This is a genomic window from Paenibacillus sp. BIHB 4019, from assembly GCF_002741035.1.
Taxonomy (GTDB): Bacteria; Bacillota; Bacilli; order Paenibacillales; family Paenibacillaceae; genus Pristimantibacillus.
Genome location: NZ_CP016808.1, coordinates 5620097 through 5637576, shown reverse-complemented (window position 1 = coordinate 5637576; position 17480 = coordinate 5620097). Strand labels below are relative to the sequence as shown.

The 17480-nt window shown below is 49.5% G+C and carries 14 protein-coding genes and 1 pseudogene; 7 read left to right on the top strand and 8 right to left on the bottom strand.

What is annotated here, in order from left to right; genetic code table 11:
- Positions 1-60: 60 nt before the first annotated feature.
- Both BBD42_RS24595 and lacZ read right to left on the bottom strand, forming a co-directional pair.
- Positions 61-1269 carry an MFS transporter gene (locus BBD42_RS24595; RefSeq protein WP_099520288.1) on the bottom strand — a complete coding sequence of 403 codons (1209 nt, stop codon included), beginning with the start codon at positions 1267-1269 and terminating at the stop codon, positions 61-63.
- A 209-nt stretch (positions 1270-1478) separates the two neighbouring features.
- Entirely contained in the window at positions 1479-4607 is a 3129-nt protein-coding gene (lacZ, locus tag BBD42_RS24590; RefSeq protein ID WP_099520287.1) for a beta-galactosidase, LacZ type, read from the bottom strand.
- Positions 4608-4745: 138 nt separating this feature from the next.
- Between lacZ and BBD42_RS24585 the strand changes: the two genes are divergently transcribed.
- Complete coding sequence (locus BBD42_RS24585; protein ID WP_172455614.1) at positions 4746-5573, top strand: helix-turn-helix transcriptional regulator; 828 nt, start codon at positions 4746-4748, stop codon at positions 5571-5573.
- 28 nt (positions 5574-5601) lie between these two features.
- The gene (locus BBD42_RS24580; RefSeq protein ID WP_099521787.1) at positions 5602-6036 is read left to right on the top strand and encodes a ribosomal maturation YjgA family protein; all 435 of its coding nucleotides are present in this window, start codon (positions 5602-5604) and stop codon (positions 6034-6036) included.
- Here the strand turns inward: BBD42_RS24580 and BBD42_RS24575 are convergent.
- Complete coding sequence (locus BBD42_RS24575; protein WP_172455613.1) at positions 6033-6671, bottom strand: ATP-dependent DNA ligase; 639 nt, start codon at positions 6669-6671, stop codon at positions 6033-6035. The two genes, BBD42_RS24580 and BBD42_RS24575, sit on opposite strands and share 4 nt — an antisense overlap.
- 498 nt (positions 6672-7169) lie before the next feature.
- Here BBD42_RS24575 and BBD42_RS24570 point away from each other — a divergent pair, with 498 nt between their 5' ends.
- The gene (locus BBD42_RS24570) at positions 7170-7376 is read left to right on the top strand and encodes an alpha/beta-type small acid-soluble spore protein (protein WP_056040551.1); all 207 of its coding nucleotides are present in this window, start codon (positions 7170-7172) and stop codon (positions 7374-7376) included.
- 99 nt (positions 7377-7475) lie between these two features.
- Here the strand turns inward: BBD42_RS24570 and BBD42_RS24565 are convergent, their stop codons facing one another.
- From BBD42_RS24565 to BBD42_RS24555, 3 genes are all read right to left on the bottom strand, one after another.
- A complete protein-coding gene (locus tag BBD42_RS24565; protein ID WP_099520284.1) occupies positions 7476-8432 on the bottom strand; it encodes a phosphotransferase family protein in 957 nt (318 codons plus the stop codon).
- The gene (locus tag BBD42_RS24560) at positions 8411-9481 is read right to left on the bottom strand and encodes a M42 family metallopeptidase (RefSeq protein ID WP_099521786.1); all 1071 of its coding nucleotides are present in this window, start codon (positions 9479-9481) and stop codon (positions 8411-8413) included. Before BBD42_RS24560 ends, BBD42_RS24565 begins: the two co-directional genes overlap by 22 nt.
- A gap of 134 nt (positions 9482-9615) precedes the next feature.
- A complete protein-coding gene (locus tag BBD42_RS24555; protein ID WP_099521785.1) occupies positions 9616-10398 on the bottom strand; it encodes a PhzF family phenazine biosynthesis protein in 783 nt (260 codons plus the stop codon).
- Between the two features lie 190 nt (positions 10399-10588).
- On the opposite strand from BBD42_RS24555, the gene BBD42_RS24550 reads away from it, so the two are divergent.
- The 4 genes and pseudogenes from BBD42_RS24550 to BBD42_RS24535 all read left to right on the top strand — a co-directional run.
- Positions 10589-11815 carry a chloride channel protein gene (locus BBD42_RS24550; RefSeq protein ID WP_099520283.1) on the top strand — a complete coding sequence of 409 codons (1227 nt, stop codon included), beginning with the start codon at positions 10589-10591 and terminating at the stop codon, positions 11813-11815.
- Positions 11816-12047: 232 nt separating this feature from the next.
- A complete protein-coding gene (locus BBD42_RS24545; RefSeq protein ID WP_099520282.1) occupies positions 12048-12377 on the top strand; it encodes a PadR family transcriptional regulator in 330 nt (109 codons plus the stop codon).
- A gap of 15 nt (positions 12378-12392) precedes the next feature.
- Positions 12393-13259 (top strand): pentapeptide repeat-containing protein, encoded by an 867-nt coding sequence (locus BBD42_RS24540; protein ID WP_099520281.1) that lies wholly within the window; start codon positions 12393-12395, stop codon positions 13257-13259.
- A 12-nt stretch (positions 13260-13271) separates the two neighbouring features.
- Positions 13272-13592, top strand: a pseudogene (locus tag BBD42_RS24535) (ATP-binding cassette domain-containing protein); the annotation flags it as partial.
- 230 nt (positions 13593-13822) lie between these two features.
- Here BBD42_RS24535 and BBD42_RS24530 read toward each other — a convergent pair.
- Together BBD42_RS24530 and BBD42_RS24525 are read right to left on the bottom strand one after the other, a co-directional pair.
- Positions 13823-14707, bottom strand: a complete 885-nt coding sequence (locus BBD42_RS24530; RefSeq protein WP_099520280.1) for a radical SAM/SPASM domain-containing protein — start codon at positions 14705-14707, stop codon at positions 13823-13825.
- Positions 14708-14798: 91 nt separating this feature from the next.
- Positions 14799-17444, bottom strand: a complete 2646-nt coding sequence (locus BBD42_RS24525) for a WG repeat-containing protein (protein WP_237163216.1) — start codon at positions 17442-17444, stop codon at positions 14799-14801.
- Positions 17445-17480: the final 36 nt, after the last annotated feature.

The window sequence follows — 17480 nt, the reverse complement described above, 5'->3', positions numbered from 1 at the left end:
TCCCCAAAGAAACGTGTGATCGCTTTATTTTACCATAATTCAGCGATTAAGGTCCTATTTTCAAATCTGTGTTGACGCTTTTGAAACACTTGGCCTTGCCCTATACCCGAGTTTCACCGTAAATACGGCAATGACAAAGATGAACGCGCTTATGCTGTATACAAGGGGCAGCGTCAAGGCTGCCATTAATACGCCGGATAGCGACATTCCGATGACCATCATGCCGGTAAACATGGGCGTAATCGTACCTCCTACCCGGCCGATGAAGGCCGCATCGGTGTTTTGAAGAATAATGGTGTTAATCCCCACCTGAATAAGCGGAACACAGAAGCCGCCGACCAAGAGCAGAGCGAGCGTTAGCGGAATGCTCTCCGACCATCCGGTGCCCAGCGTAGCCAGTGCACTTGCCGACAAGCCGAATAGGAGCAGCTTGCGCGGACTTGCCTTTTTCCCGATCGACATAACCACTCCTCCGCCAACTAGCATCGCAGCCCCGCTAACCACTAATAAATACTGTAAAAACGACTTATCCTGTCCTAAATTATCGATAGCAATAAACAAAGCCAGCGGCTGGGTAAGTCCAGAAGCGAGGCCGATTGCTGCAAACGTAAGTCCCAGAGAGCGCAGGGCATGCTGGCCCCACACATAATGAAGTCCCGCCATAAGCTCTTGCCTGAAGCTCGCTTCCTGCTGTGTACGCTCAGATTGTGCATCGCGCGGCAGAAGCATCAATACGGCTGCTGAGCCGCAAAACAGCGCAGCTGCAGCCGTAATCGCCACCTCAATGCCATAGTGCTGATATACAAATGTGCCGAGCAGCGGTCCTATGACCATAAATACAGCCATTATGGTCTGATACATGCCCATCATAGCTTGCAGCTGATCTTGTGGTACATGCTGCTTGAACAGCTTCATGCCTGATGGCTGGGAAAATTGCGACAGCACGGCCGAAACTAGCGTCGTCAGCAGCAGTCCTTGCCATGAGCCGCTAAGCAATGCGATCCATACGCCGAGGACGGAAAAAGCGGACAAGAAATCGCAGCCGATCATCGTCCGTTTTGGCTTCCAGCGGTCTGCAAACGTGCCGCCAATGATGGCAAAGACAAAAATCGGCGCAAACTCTGCCACCGAAATAAGCGATACGGCTGAGGGATCGTTGTTCGTGACTTCCGTCACATACAGCAAGATCGCAAAGTTCCTAATCCAAATACCCAATTGGAGCAAAACTCTGGACAGGATGATCGTACGGAAAAATCGATTACTAAACATTATTGCAACTCCTCTAGATATTATTTAGACAAAAATAAATATTGTTCGCCTTTTATCTAGACATAATATATTTATGTTTGGTTTTAGTCAATGCTTTTGTTGAAACTGTGTATCATTCCCCCTTCAAATTTTCCCTCTAAATGCAAAAAAACTGCCGCTGTGACCAGTTCGGTCATAGCGGCAGTTTGCCATAGAGTGGCTATATGTGATTATTGTCCGCGCAGCGAGACACGGAAACGATAATCGCGATTCGCTGGAAGCGTATATTCCTGATGAACCCGTGCTCCCCAGCTGTCGTCTCCGCCAACGCCCATTTGACGATAATTGACGCGAACGACTGTTTTATCGCTCACAGGCAGCTTGTAAGGATGATCATGCCCTTCCAGCTCATCGGCTGTATAAGGCAGCACATTTAATTCGAAGCGCGGCTCGCCCTGAAGCGAAATGCCGCTGCCGTTTGCATCGGTTACTGCTGCGAAACGCACTTCGGTTTTGTTGCCGCATTCCTGCGGACGAATGTAAGGCATAAGCTGATCCTTCACCTTGCCGCCGAAACGGCCAAGACGCGCACTTGTTTGACGGTCCCAATATGATTCATGCGGGCCATTGCCATACCAAGCGATAGAATCAAACGTTTCATTCATTGTGAAAAGCAGGCCGATTTCTGGTATTTCCGGAAGTCCTTCACCTGGCTGCAACAGCAGCTCCGCTTCTACCAGTCCATCGCCATATATCGTATAAGCGAGCTCGCAGCGCGTCTCAGCAGCAGCACTTAAGCGATATTGCGATTTTACTCTCACGCGATCTCCAAGCGCTTCCCAGCTGAAGCGGATCAATTGGCGCTCCTTCGAAGCAGCCTGCCAAGGCGCACAGCGCTCGACATGTCCATTTCCGCGGTCATTATCGGTATATGCACGCCAGAAATTCGGGACAATCGGCGAAGACAGCAGCTCAGAGCCGCCGATTTGGTAGGACTCCAGCTCGCCGCTCGCTTGATTGAAGCGAATGTCAAAGCCTTCGCCCGTCAACACAAGCGCTCCATTCGACTCAGCTTCTACAGCTATTGCACCATACAGCGGCGATGCAATCTCTACAGCAACTGGCGATACAGGCAGTGCAGGCGCAATAAATTGACCGAAGGCCACCTCATGTCCTTGCTCCGCCCATGGCGTAGCTTCCTTAAGGACAGCTCTTACCGTAAGCGTAATTTCTTCATTCAGTCCTGCTTCTGTCGGCATCTGGAATGGAATGGCCAGCTCGGCAGAGGCACCCGCTGCGATATCTACGGTCAGCACGCCTTTTTGCATAATAATGCCGTTGCTGTTCAGCTTCCAGTGCAGCTCGTATGCATCAAGCGATACGAACAGATTTTTATTATCGACAAGCACCGTTCCAGCTTCCCAGTTCGGGCTATGAATTTTGATGTTTTGGTAGCAGGCCTTCACTTCATGCAGCTTAGGGGAAACGGTACGATCAGCAAAAATTAAACCATTGCCGCAGAAGTTGCCATCGTTCGGGCTATCGCCATAATCGCCGCCATAGGCCATGTACGTAATGCCATCCGGTGTTTGCGTGCGAATAGCCTGATCGATCCAATCCCAGATGAAAGCGCCTTGAAGAATCGGATATTTGTCAAACAGCTCCCAGTATTTATGCAAGCCGCCGCAGGAATTGCCCATTGCATGGCTGTATTCGCAAATAATAAATGGCTTTTGCGGGTTGTTTTTGGCATAGGCTTCTACACCAGCTGGGCTTGTATACATATGGCTCTCAATATCCGAAGCCGCTTCGCTTTCGCGACAATGGAAAACGCCCTCGTAATGCACAATGCGGGACGGATCTGTCTCACGGAAATAGTCGGCCATTTTCAGGAAATTATCCCCGCCAAACGATTCATTGCCAAGCGACCATATAACGATCGATGGATGGTTTTTATCGCGTTCGAGCATGGAGCGGCTGCGGTCCAGTACATTTGCCGTCCATTCCGGGAAGTTTCCAGGTACGGCGTCCCCAACCTCTTTTTGCCCATATGTCCATGAGCCATGCGTTTCAAGATTGACTTCGTCAATAACATAAAGCCCATATTCATCGCACAGATCATACCACAGCGGATGGTTCGGATAATGCGAAGTACGTACGGCATTAACATTATGCGATTTCATCAGCTTAATATCGGTAACCATATCCTCGTAGCTGAGCGCACGTCCGGTGTCGCAGGAAAACTCGTGGCGATTGACGCCTTTAAAAAGAATCCGCTGACCGTTGATCTGCATCAAGCCGTCTTTAATTTCAAACGTACGGAAACCGACTTTGCAGCTAACGGCTTCTGTCAGCTTGCCCGCTGCATCTTTCAGCGACAGCACCAGCGTATATAAATGCGGCTCCTCAGCGCTCCATTTGAGCGGCTGCGCAACCTTTGTGTTTAGCGCTAATGCTGCTACGGTTTCGCCCTTTTCCTGACGAATCGCCGCGCCTCTTAGCGGCTGCTGCCAAACCGGCTCGCCGGAGGCATCATACAGCATCGCTTCAACTGCCGTTTGCTGCTCGGACGCTTCCTCCTCGAAACGAACCTTCACCTCTACCGTCAGCTCGCCATCTTCATAATTCGCATCCAGCGCTGCCTTAGCGAAGAAGTCATAAATATGGACCTGAGGCGCCGTATACAAATACACCTCACGGAAAATACCGCTCATCCGCCAAAAGTCTTGATCCTCCAGCCAGCTTGCGTCGCACCAACGGTATACTTCCACCGCCAGCTTGTTTTCCCCCTCTTGCAAATAAGGCGTCAAATCAAAATCCGCCGGCGTAAACGTATCCTCGCTATAGCCGACAAGATCACCGTTTACCCAAACGTAGAAGGCAGATTCCACACCTTGGAAGCTGATAAACACAGGCTGTCCATCCCAGTCCTTAGGAACGGTAAAAGTTGTTGCATAGGAACCTACTGGATTATATTTAACAGGTGCGAAAGGCGGTTTAATATCCTCCTTGCCCACCCATGGGTAAGTTACATTCGTATATTGCGGGTAATCATACCCTTGAAGCTGCCAGTGGCTTGGCACTGTAATGGAAGCCCAGCTGCTGCAGTCATAATCCAATTTATAAAAATCAGCGATGCGTGCTTCCGCATTTTCCGCAAAGGAAAACTTCCAATCCCCATTCAGCGAAACATAACGCTCGGAGCTTGTACGCTCGCCTTTAAGCGCTTCCTTAACACTTGTATAGGAAATACGGGTTGCATGTGCATCCAACCGATTAAGCTCAAAAATAGTAGGGTTGTTATTCCACTCTGGATATCCGTTAGCTGGAGCCTGATACGTAAATTTGCTTTTTGACAAGGAAGGCACCTCTTTCAACTCAGTATAAGTTTAGTTATAATATTCACATTATAAAAGCTAGAAAAGTAAAGATCATTAAACTATTTTCGTATTTTACTTAAAGATTTGAACATTAGCAACCAAGAGGGGATGCTTCCCATGAATGAAATTATTTATACGACGCTGACGACGACGGATTATCAGCTGCCTGTCTATGTAACCGGTGTGGGACATTGGGACCATCAGGAGGGCATTCGTCGCCCGGAAGGCTTTCCCGACTACCAGTGGACGCAGGTTGTCTCAGGAGAAGGCGAGCTGATTATCGAGCAGGAACGTTTTCTGGTCAAGCAAGGCGATGGCTTCCTGCTCCCTCCAAGGCTTACCCATAGCTACCATGCTGTCAAAGAGCCTTGGGAAGCCTATTGGTTTACGTATGACGGTCCGCTTGCGGAATCGCTAAACCAGCTGGCAGGCTTGACCCGCCCTGGCATCTATACGATTAATGACTCCCGCCCCGTCTTAGAGATGATGAGCGATATGCTCCGCCTTATGCGGGAGAAGGAGCCGGGCCTTGGCATGCTCGGCTCCAAGCAAATTTATGGCGTGCTGCTTGGGCTGCGCCAGCAGCTTGCCGAAGGCAGTCTTGCCACGCAGCAAATGAATGAGCGGCTTCATCCTGTGCTGCGTTATATCGAGGCGAATCTGCATCGCCCGATTACATTGCCCGAGCTGGCAGAGCTGCTTCATGTAACGCCGCAGCATCTGTGCCTGCTTTTCAAAAAGACGTTCAAGCTTCGTCCAATGGAATATGTCAATAAAGAGCGGATCAATAAAGGCAAGGAGCTGCTCATTCGCGGCGGCGGCATGAAGCTGTATGAAATCGCCCGCCAAGTAGGGTTTGAAAATCCGACGTATTTTAATACATTGTTCAAAGCTTATGTGGGCTGTACGCCTGGAGAGTTTAAGCAAATGCATGGATTCAAATAAGGATAAAGTATGTAAAGGAGCACAAACGATGCTTAAACCAACCATTTATTATGCGGCAGCCTTCCTCCTTGCGATGGCGCTCGGCTTTAGCTCGCGGTATTTCGCCAGCCAGCTGCCGTCCTTCGTCGTCGCCCACTTTGGCGATATTTTATGGGCCAGCATGGTTTACTTCGGCTTCCGCATGCTGCAGGTCAGGCGTCCCCTGCTCCTGTCGCTTGCTTGCAGCGCAGCCTTCAGCTACGGCATTGAATTCAGCCAGCTGTATCAGGCCGACTGGATTAGAAATGTGCGCCATACGACGCTCGGAGGGCTTGTGCTAGGACAAGGCTTCAGCGGTATTGATTTAGTCAGATACAGCATTGGCATACTGCCTTCCTATGCTATTGATTACTTTGTGTGTAAACGGGTCAAAGCCAAACCAAAAATCGGCTCTGCCCCAGAAAAAAGGCTGCATAGCTCCTAATCAGAGCCATGCAGCACAGTATTCGCGTCCATATGTATGCGGGAATACGCCGCATTCGTCATTTTCAGCCAATGGGCGCTCCGCCCGGCAAGGTATTGGCTCTCGCTTCTTTTCCCAGCCATGCCCTCCAGCTCGTAAGCGGCAATTCGACCCCATAATTGTGTGCCGCATCCGGTTACATATGGCAGCTTCATAAAAAAACCATTATCTTCAAGCAGCGCTTGCAGCAGCTTCTTTCGCTCCAGCAGCGGCTTGCTGCGCAAGTCTACTCCGTCATAATAAAGCAAATCAAACACATAATAACGAACAGGCCATTTTATCGCGCCTTCGCGAATGCGTGCTTCCTTCGTCATCTTATATCGGTCAATGAGCGGAGCAAATTCTAGTCGCCGTGTGTCTGGGTTCATATAAGCAAGCTCTCCATCAAGCACGACGTCCACGGGACGGGACAGCGGCAGCTTGAGCAACTCTGGATATTGCCGAGTAACCTCATACCCATGCTTTGTGAACAAACGCGCCTTCCTATTAATAAAAGAAAGCAGCAAGCGCTGCCCATCAATGAGCGGCTCAAATAAAAAATGCTCGTTATCAAAAGGCTGATCATATGCCGTCATCAGCATCGGTCGCTTAAACATGCCGATTCCCCCTTGCCGTCCTATCATTTTAGCATGGAAAGGTTCAGCTGAACGGCGGTAAATTCAGGATAAATTAGTGAATAATCGCATACCTTCCTCCACATAATAGCAATAAGCCAGCGCTTGGAAGCCATTTTTCTTTAAAATATAGAGAAAGGATATCCTAACGTCATCCTTTCTCTATATTTCTCGGATTGAAACGCGCAGGGCCGCCAGAGGACGGCCATAGCCGTTTCACCTTGAAATATAGGAAAGGTATCCTAACGTCATCCTTTCTCTATATTTCTCGGATTGAAACGCGCCGGGCCGCCAGAGGACGGCCACAGCCGTTTCACCTTGAAATATAGGAAAGGTATCCTAACGTCATCCTTTCTCTATATTTCTCGGAATGAAACACGCCGGGCCGCCAGAGGACGGCCACAGCCGTTTCACCTTGTCCAAGGAGAGCTTGGTTTCTTATAAAATTGCTGCCGCTCATTACTTGAGGAGGTCACCCTTATGCCTAGAGGTTCGAATCAGCTGGTTGTACCACAGGCGCGTGCAGCGCTAGAGCAAATGAAGTTTGAGGTTGCGCAGGAGCTTGGCATTCAATTGCCGCAGGATGGTTATTATGGACATATGACCACGCGTGACATGGGCTCCATCGGAGGATCCATTACCCGCCGTCTTATTCAAATTGCGGAGCAGCAGCTCTCCGGACGCTGATTGCACAAAAGAGCCGGGCCAAGTGAACGAAAAGCAAGCTTTTTACAAGCTTTTCATTCCCTTGCCCGGCTCTTCTTCTTATTCTTTCAGCTATTTCAGCTATTGGAGCTTCATAAACCGCTCCCAGCCTTCAGCTGCATTGCTTTCTGCCCATTCCAGATGCGTTTGGTCGCTATATTTTCGGAAAGCGCATTCAATTAGTAAAATGAGATCCAAATATAAATCATATAAACTGCGTCTTATTTGCTCCTCAGCCGTCAGCGCTCCACGACCGTAGCCCTGCAAAAACGTCTCCGACAAGTTAAAATGGCTAAAATAATGCTCCATCAGCGGATCGCCCCACATCGCCCGTTCGAAGTCAATAATGCCGCAAATTTGCTTATCCTTAATAAAAATATTGCCATCCCACAAATCCCAGTGCAGCAGCTTTGGTTTAGTCACCGCGTCCAGATAAGGCAAGCGCTCCTTTACCTCCTGTTCAATGACAACGCGCTCTGCCGGAAGCGTAACGCCCGCATCCGTTGCGTCATCAAGCACGCCTTGCAGCATCGCCCAAAAAGCCTCCGTCCAGCTTGCAAATGCCTCGTTAAGCGGATAATAACCGAACTTTTCCCCGCTGATTTTGTTAATATAGGCATTGTACTCGCCCAACTGAAGCTCAATTTGCTCCCGCTGTTCCTGGGTAAAGCTTTCCTTCACTTTGTTATAGGGCTCTCCTTCCAGCCACTGCATAATGAAATAATCAGTCGGTACAAGTGACCGTGATTGATCATAAGCGTACACTTCAGGAACTGGAATGCGGCGATCCTGAGACACGAGCCTCATAACCTCCACCTCGGTTTTCATCATCTCTTGCTCATAGCGCATAAGCGCCCCCACCGCCGTAGGAGCTACCTTTATAACCGACTGGAAGCCGTCCTCAAGCGTCAGTTGATAAGCCGTATTGGCCCAGCCATCGGTAAGCTCGCGCGAATGCGCAAGCTCCCTGCCGAAATGATGCTGGGCAATCTGCCCCAACTGCTGCGTGTCCAGCTTTAGCTTGATTTCGTTGTCCATGAATATCCCTCGCTTATGTAGGATAATAACAATGCTGCCGTGTTAATAATCGCATCTGCATGCGTCCGTTCCATGGCATGCGAAGCATGCACACCAGGCCCAATTAGCGCGGCCCGAATATTGCTGCCTCCTCTCAGCGCAGCCGATGCGTCCGAGCCATATTGCGGATAAATATCTACCGCATAGGAAATGCCTGAAGCCTTTGCCAGCTCAATGAGCTTTGATGTCATCTCATAATCATACGGGCCAGAGGAATCTTTGGCACAAATGGATACATCCCGCTCGCTTGCGGATAAATCATCGCCTAAAGCGCCCATATCAATCGCGATCAGCTCTGTCACATCCGGCGGCATATAGGCGTTGCCATGTCCTACCTCTTCATACGTGGAAAAAATCAGCTTAAGCGTGCGCTCCGGACGCTTCCCTTCGCGTCCAAACCACTCCAACAGCCCAAACAAGGCAGCGACACTAGCTTTATCATCCAAGTGGCGTGATTTCACCCATCCATTGTCCATTATTTTTGTGCGCGGGTCCCATGAAATAATATCGCCGACCTCGATGCCAAGCCGTTTCGTCTCTTCTTTAGACGTCGTATCCGCATCCAGGCGTATTTCCATGTTTTCCTCGCTGCGCTTCCAGTCCCGTGCCTCTGGATACACATGGACAGACGTTTTCGTCGACAGCACGGTTCCTTCATACTGGCGGCCATCGCGCGTATGGACGAGGCAATATTCGCCTTCCACTGTATGCATGGCATAACCGCCAATGGGCGTAAAGCGCAGCATGCCGCTTGGCTTAATCGCTCGCACCATCGCGCCAAGCGTATCCACATGGGCGGTTAACGCAAGCGTGCCCGCTGTACAATTTCCAGTTCCGGGAATCGTAATGATTCCATTGCCTTTCGGCGTCAGCTCCAGCTCAAAGCCATGCTTGCGAGCTTCCTCCTCCAGCAGCCTCATAATCGCCATGCAGTAGCCGCTAGGGCTTGGCGTTTGAAGCAAGCGATTCAAAAATTCCAGTATGTATTCCCGGTTCAATTGTATTTGCAATGGGCTCATCAATGTCAGTCTCCTCTTCCTATCCATTTCTGTTTATAGCCATAAGTATAGCCATTGACGGCTACAACTGAATAGTAATATTTTTTATAAACTCCAGCTATGCCCGTTTCACCCTATTCATCATCTTAATCGACAAAGAGGTCAGCAATCGAATACAATACAGCTCGGCCGCTTATCTTCACGCGATCACCAGCAAGCTTGCAGTACAAGGTGCCTCCCCTTTTAGAAACCTGTCTTGCTGTCATTTCCTGCTTGCTCAGACGCTCAGCCCAATAAGGGATAAAATTGCAATGGGCTGATCCACATACAGGATCTTCTTCCACTTTTAATTTTGGAAAAAAGCACCGGGATACGAAATCATACTGCTCACTTTTAGCAGTAACCAACACACCGAGTCCTTCTGGCAGCGCGGCGAGTTTAGTGAAATCCGGGTTCAGGCTTCTGACATCAGACTCCGATTCCAGCACAAACATTAAATCGCGATCAAGATATGTTTCAACAGGCACCACTCCGAGTGCTTCAACCATCTGCTGTGTGAGCGCATGGGGCTTGGGCATTTTGTTCGGGAAATCCAGCTCGTACAGCTCTCCGTCCCTTACAACGATTAAGTCGCCGCTGAGGGTTGTGAAACGAATACGCATAAGAGCTGTATCATAAAAGTTCGCAAGCACATAAGCTGCTGCCAGCGTTGCATGGCCACACAAATCAATTTCCCCGCCCGGTGTGAACCACCTTAAATGGTAACCATCATCCGCAATCTTTACCGCAAACGCCGTTTCGGACAAATTGTTCTCGGTAGCAATCTTCTGCATGAGCTCATCCGGCAGCCACGCATCCATAATGCATACACCAGCTGGATTCCCTTCAAAAAGGTGATTGGCAAACGCATCAATGACATAATATTTCATATTCATCAACCTTCCTTCATTTATGCTCTATATATGAGCATTGTATCAAGAGCTCTTGTATGGCTTCAAATGAATAATTGTATGACGTACAATTATTTGATGGTATGGCGAAGTTCGCCATTCATTGACTCATCCGATAAAGGGATATAGACTTAAATATCAACTTATTATGTCAGGGGTATTATAATTCATGAAGCAGCAAATACGCATTTTCCTTATTTGGCTAGGCATTGCTGGCTCCACTGGGATACTCACAGGAGCTGCTTCTGCGCTGCTGCTGGCGCTTTTGGATACAGCAACGAATCAGCGGCTGGCGCATCCATGGCTGCTCTGGCTTCTTCCATTAGGTGGAGCTTTGGTCAGCTATCTGTATATGAAGCTTGGCGGAGATGCTGGCAAAGGGAATAACCTTGTGCTGGAGCAGCTGCATGCAGAAGATGGCGGAGTGCCGCTGCGCATGGCACCGCTCGTTCTTTTCGGTACGATGGTCACCCATCTATTCGGTGGTTCAGCCGGACGCGAAGGGACAGCCGTGCAAATGGGCGGCAGTATGGCTAGCTATATCGGACGCCTTTGTCGGCTCGGTGGGCTAGAGCGAAAGATGCTGCTTATCTGCGGGATAAGCGGCGGCTTCGGTTCCGTCTTCGGCACCCCGCTTGCTGGCGCCATATTCAGCTTAGAGCTGCTCGCAATAGGCCTCGTCCCCTACTGGCTGCTGCTGCCCGCTTTGGCGGCCGGCTTTACTGGACACGCCGTCGCCCTTGGGTTAGGCACGCATCATAGCCATTATGCCATCGGCAGCCTGCCTGGCTTCAATATAAAGCTGCTGCTAGCTATTGTGCTTGCTTCGGTATTGTTCGGTTTGACGGCACGGTTATTCGTCGTACTTACCCATAAGCTCAAAGCGGTATTCAGCCAGTATATCCCGAATCCGGCTTTCAAAAGCTTCATCGGCGGTCTGCTTATCATTTTGCTCGTTTACGTCGTAGGGACGCGAGATTATGTTGGCCTTGGGCTCCCACTAATGGAACAAGCCTTTCAAGAAGCATTATCACCATTCGCTTTTCTATTGAAAATCCTGTTCACCGCCGTTACGCTTGGCGCCGGATTTCAGGGCGGCGAAGTAACGCCGCTGTTCGTCATCGGTTCTGCACTAGGCAGTGCGCTTGGCGGCCTGCTGTCTGTATCTGTGCCCCTGCTTGCGGGTATTGGCTTCGTTGCTGTATTTGGCAGTTCCGCCAATACCCCGCTCGCCGCCGCTATAATGGGCATGGAGCTATTTGGCATCGAGGCCTTTCCTTATTTGCTGCTGGGCTGCATCATCAGCTACCTTTTCTCCGGGCATACGGGCATATATTGGTCTCGTCGCACGCATAAGCTTAAGCTTCGGTTTTCATTTTTAAAATTCTCCTCATGACTGCTATTTTCCCATATTGCGCAAACTTCTATATGTTTCTACGTCCTTTCATACCGATGTCTACACCGATGTATTAGTCGGTGCAGGCATCGGTATATTTTTGTTCATTATCCACAAAAGCCGCTTCACGATTTACTCCCTCATCGATTTTTTTAAACAAAGTATTTCACTTGAAACACTACCTTGACAGTCATAGTAATGTGCCGTATTATAAAAATGCGGAGGTGATTACATGAGCGAGAGCAAAATAACATCCGACCTGCTGCGCGGACATACCGATACGATGATTTTACGGCTCCTAACCGAAGCTGACCGCTATGGGTACGAAATTGTCAAACTGATCGCAGAGCGCTCGGGCGGCGAGTATGAATTGAAGGAAGCCACGATGTACTCCAGTGTACGGCGGCTTGAAACCGACGGAGATATCGAGTGGTATTGGGGCGATGAATCTCAGGGAGGACGGCGCAAGTATTTTCGGATTACCGACAAGGGCAAGGATACTTACGCCCGCAACATAAGCAATTGGGAGTATTCGAAGCGCGTGCTAGAAAATTTATTATAAAGGAGATTTGATGAGATGAATCAGAAATTGACGAACTATTTGAACGGTGTATTTACGCCATACGATGGGGTAAAAAGCGTCAGCGAATTAAAGGCTGACCTGCACTCCGATTTGCAGGAGCGATATGCTGAACTCAAAACCGAGGGCAAAGATGATGCAACGGCGTTTCATATGACCATTGAGAGCATCGGCGACATCGAACAAACTATACTGGAGGTCGCTAACCTCTCCCGCTCGCTGGAACGGCAAGTGGTGACGAACTTTAGTGCGAGTTATTTGCCCAAGAGCGACCTTGCGGGCGTTATCGCGCATAAAGGAAAATTCGCCGCAAGTGCGTTACGTGGCTCCGACTTTACGGGTGCTGACTTGACGGGCAGCACATTTGCAAGCAGCGATGTGGGCGAAGCTATTTTTGACCATGCCAATCTCACTGACTGCAACCTCTCTGCCATTGACCTTAAGGATTCAAGCTTCCACAAGTCCATCCTTGTACGCACCAACATCAGCAAGTCGGGTCTGGACGGAGCAAAATTTATAGATGTAAAGCTTACTGACGTCCAGTTAACGATGACCGACCTTAGAAAAACAATCTTTGATAGATGTACCTTTAACGGAGTGGACTTCAAATATTCGGATCTGCGAGGGGTACGATTTGATGAGCAGACCTTCATAGGCGTCAAGTTTGACAAGTCGGCGCTGAATGAGGTTTCTTTTAAAGGCGCGATACTCAAAAATGTTTCGTTCCTTTCTGGCTTTTCTTTGTCCAAGAAATATTACCGTGCGATTAGAACCATCTGCTTTGAAGGCGCGATGATGGATAAGCTGACCTATGCTGCCCTTAAAGGCATGGATGCCGATTTGTCTAAAGTTACGGTTATATAAGGAGGGGAAAATATGCATGTTCTAAAGGGCGTAGATTTCGAGGCGGAAAAGGGAAGTATTTTCGCCCTGCTCGGCTCCAACGGGGCGGGCAAAACAACCGTTGTCAAAATTCTCACCACGCTGCTCAAAAAAGATAGCGGAACCGCCTACGTAAATGGATTCGATGTTGCAACAGAACCCGACCATGTGCGGCAGGCGATCAGTCTGACTGGGCAATTTGCCGCCGTGGACGAAATTTTAACCGGACGAGAAAATCTTATCATGATCGCCAAGCTGCGATACCTCAAAAATCCGCGCCAGGTTGCGGATGATTTGCTTAAACGCTTCGGCCTATATATCCATCAATGCATGGATATTCATTTTTGCTTATAAGTATTTTATAAGCACGTTGCTTATTCGTTTAATACTCCCCGAGTCTATGGCTGAACGCCGAAAAAACCGGACTCCTTCAATCAAGGATCCCGGTTTTTCTGTTTGACGTTTATGACGCTTACGTTTGCATGCGACGTGTCAAGCACAATCTTGCTCCATCGTATTGCATTGGGCTGCATTCGACCCGTATCTTATGCCCCAGCTCCGAAGCGCTTGCGATAGCCGCATTTCCGGCATAGCTCCTCGACCGCTTCCCTGCGGGAGAAACCTTCGACCAGCTTAATCGCCCGATCATCCTCAATAATGTCCGAGAACGGTTTATCATTAATGTTCCCTAAATCAATGACGCCTTCGCCGTCGAGGCAGCATGGAACGACCGTTCCATCGACCAAAATGCCTGCCTGATTGCGCAGCCCGTAGCAGAAGCCTTTGCCGTCATCCTCTTCCGCCTTCAAATCGGGCCATTCAAATTCATGATCCTGATTCAAGTAAATACGATCAGCAATTTTCAGTCCTTTACCGGGCGCAACCCGCTCCTCAATGAAATAATCCAGACCAAATTGCTGTTCAATCATCGCCAAAACGTCGCGATTGCGCTGGCGCTCCGCATTCGTCGCATTGTCGGTATGCAAATTCCAAAGGCGCAGCGAAATGATCATATTGGTCCGCTCAACTGCCTCACGTGCAAAATCCAATACGCTTCGAACATAACCTTCTTTATTCGTCGAGCCAATGTGCCCGTCAAAGCTATGCAAAGAGAAATTCATTTGGCGCAGCGCCGGCTTTGTCAAAATTTTCTCTTTCACTTTATGAAGCAGCGTCCCGTTTGACGTCAAATTGACTTTAAAGCCGTGCTTTTGGCTCAGATCCAGCAGCTCGTCAATTTTCGGATGCAGCAGCGGCTCGCCTTTGAGATGAAAATAAATATAGTCCGTAAACGGTTTAATTTGCTCCAGCCGCTTTTCAAAATCCTCGACCTGGATAAAGCCTTTCGCCCGCTGTGTCTGGGGACAGAAGGTACAGGCCAGATTGCAGATGCTCGTAATTTCCACATAAAACTTTTTAAACCTCTTCATTGCGCGTTGCTCCATTCTGCTCCGTAGTCCTTCCTGCTATTATAGCATGCTCGCCGCTTGCGCGACCATTATGCGATAAAAGCCGCTACTCTCAATGAAAGGACCGCCAAAAAGCGCCTTCAGTTGCAATAATGGAGCTTATTTGGGCATACGGAATGCGGAACGTCGGGAACCCGGCAGCAAACGGAGCAATATCATACGGGTTAAAATAAAGATGCAGCGCATCCTCCGTCACATAAAAAGGCTGATCCGGCTTAATGCCCATATACGTGTCCGGGAACACATAGCTGTACTGAGGATCTGTCTTAATTTGCTCGCCAACAATATCACTAAGCACCTTTACATAGTTGCTGCCTGGCAGAAACAGATCCCTCAGCTCGTACATCGACCCGTCGATGACATTGATATGGCTGTAAATCATCGTCGGCATCCCGTGAGCAGCACCGAACGGGAAATTGTAGCCGTTCAACTGCAAAACGAGCAGGTTTTTATGGAACCAGGTGACGTCAAAATCGCCATCATACGAATACTCCAGCTGCACATTCGCCGGGATCGGCTTGACCTGCGACAGCTCCTCCAGCTTGCGGTTCACCTGCTGCTGTGCCGCTTGGTTGACCATCCCCTCAACGCTTGGATAATACACTAAATAATCGACGTTCGGCTTATATTTATGTTCCTTGACTCGCAATGGAACCCGCAGCGGAATGATCGTGTTGCTTTGCCAAATAAGGCGACCGCTGCGCGTATAATAGGACTCCCTGTTATCGACTACCGCCTGCACAACGCCATCCATAATCGTTAATACGCCTCTTCCAGACAGGCGGGGATACCCTTGAGCAGGCTGTCCCTTCGTATTTATAAAATAGGTCTGTTTCCCGTCTGTTACGGAAGCCAGCCCATATTTATAATCCGCCACATCCGTGAATAAATAGTCCGTCAGCAGCTTGCCGTCTTGATCGGCAATTGCATACAGCGAGCCGAGATACGGCTGATCCGCATTTCTCGCCTTGCCCAGCGCCAGCCGCTGCTCGCCCAGCTGGCGAATATCATTATAGGCCGGCTGCACAACATAGCCGCCCCGCTTGTCGATGACGCCGTACAGCGCGCGAAAATCCTCCGCTGTATTTACAATCGCCCGTCCATCCTGAAACGGCATGGCCGCTGTAAACGCCGGATAAATGACCGATTGGCCGCGCTCATTCATGTACCCGTATTTGCCGTTTTGCTCCGGCTGATAGGAAAGCAGCCCCTCTCCGAGCTGGCCCACATCATAAAACGGATATTCGGCAAGCTTGCGTCCACTTCGATCAATTAACGCAAAGGCCTGATCATGCAGCTTTACGACTGCTTTTCCTTTGGCAAAATCGCCAGCGCTTTCGAACTGTGCCGGAATAACCTCGGTCCCTTTGCGGTCCAAATACCCATATTTGGAGCTGCTGTCTGCTTCATTCATGACGTAGAACATCGCCCGTTCATCTGAAAACGCAGAGATGTATGAATAGGCTTTAGTCGTCAGCACATTTCCCCGCTCATCAATGATTTTAAAGCCTGCGCTATCAATGACGACCGCACGTCCTTCCGTGAACGGGCCGATAAAATCATAAATCGGCCGAATACGGAAAGCGCCTGACATGTCAATAAGGCCGCTATGGTTGCCTAGTTGAACGACAGCTAGCCCATTCGGCTGAAAAGCATCTGCACTGCTGAATTGCGGCGCAATGACGAAGCTGCCTTTTGCATCAATATAGCCCCATTTTGTCCCGCTCGTCGTCTTTACTGCTGCTGGAAGAAGTACCACTCTGCGCTCATTTTCCCTATCTTCCGCATCAAATGTCGCTTCTACATTATAGTCCACCCCGACTGGCGAAGCTGCTTCCAGCATTGTGCCTACAGCTCCAACGCCAGCAAATCCGTCAATATCGGCAGTTATACCTACTGCTGGCCATGGTGCCTCTATGCCCAACTCCCCTCGGCTGCTAGCCAATATGGCATGCTTTAATTGCTTCAGCACCTCAAGCGACGGATAAGGCTGGGGGAAGCTAAGCGCCTTGTCGACAGAGGCTAGTGCCGCCTGCAGCTGGCACGCTTTAAACTGCGCATCTGCAAGATGGAACCAATAAAAACCATAATCTGGATGCTCCGCTACCATTCGTTCATAATAGTGGACAACTTTACAGAAGTAATAGGGGTACACATCTGGCGCTGGAACAAGCATCCCTTTCGACCAGCGCATGACGTGGACATCATAAGCTTCCCCCGTGTCATGTGCCCATAGCGCAAGCTCAGCTTGACCATCCCTTCCGTGCGGTCCTGGCATATCCTCCACATCCAAATAGCTGAAGTTGATGCCATCCGGCAGCACGGGACAAAGCTTGAAATTGCTGTAGGCATACACAGACAGTGTGGACCATATCGCCCCAACCTGCCAGCCAATAATTAAATTACAGCATAAGCAGTTGGTTACAGGCGCGGCAGTCATCACTGTTACGCCGTACCCCATTCCTTTCGCACAAGCGGCTACAACCCAGCCAAGCTGACAATGCTGCAAAATCATAACAAAATATTCGTTATGCAATCGATACACCGCTGCTACCTCGGGGCAACCGTCCCCATTTAAATCTGCCACTACAACTGCGTAATGTGGCGACGGGCAACAAATTTCAGCAAGCTCCGCACCAATCGGCAAATGAGCGGCAGCCAATCGCACCCACTGCATGTCATCCGCGTTCATTTTCATCACACCCCACCCGTATACGACTGGAATTTATCCTTA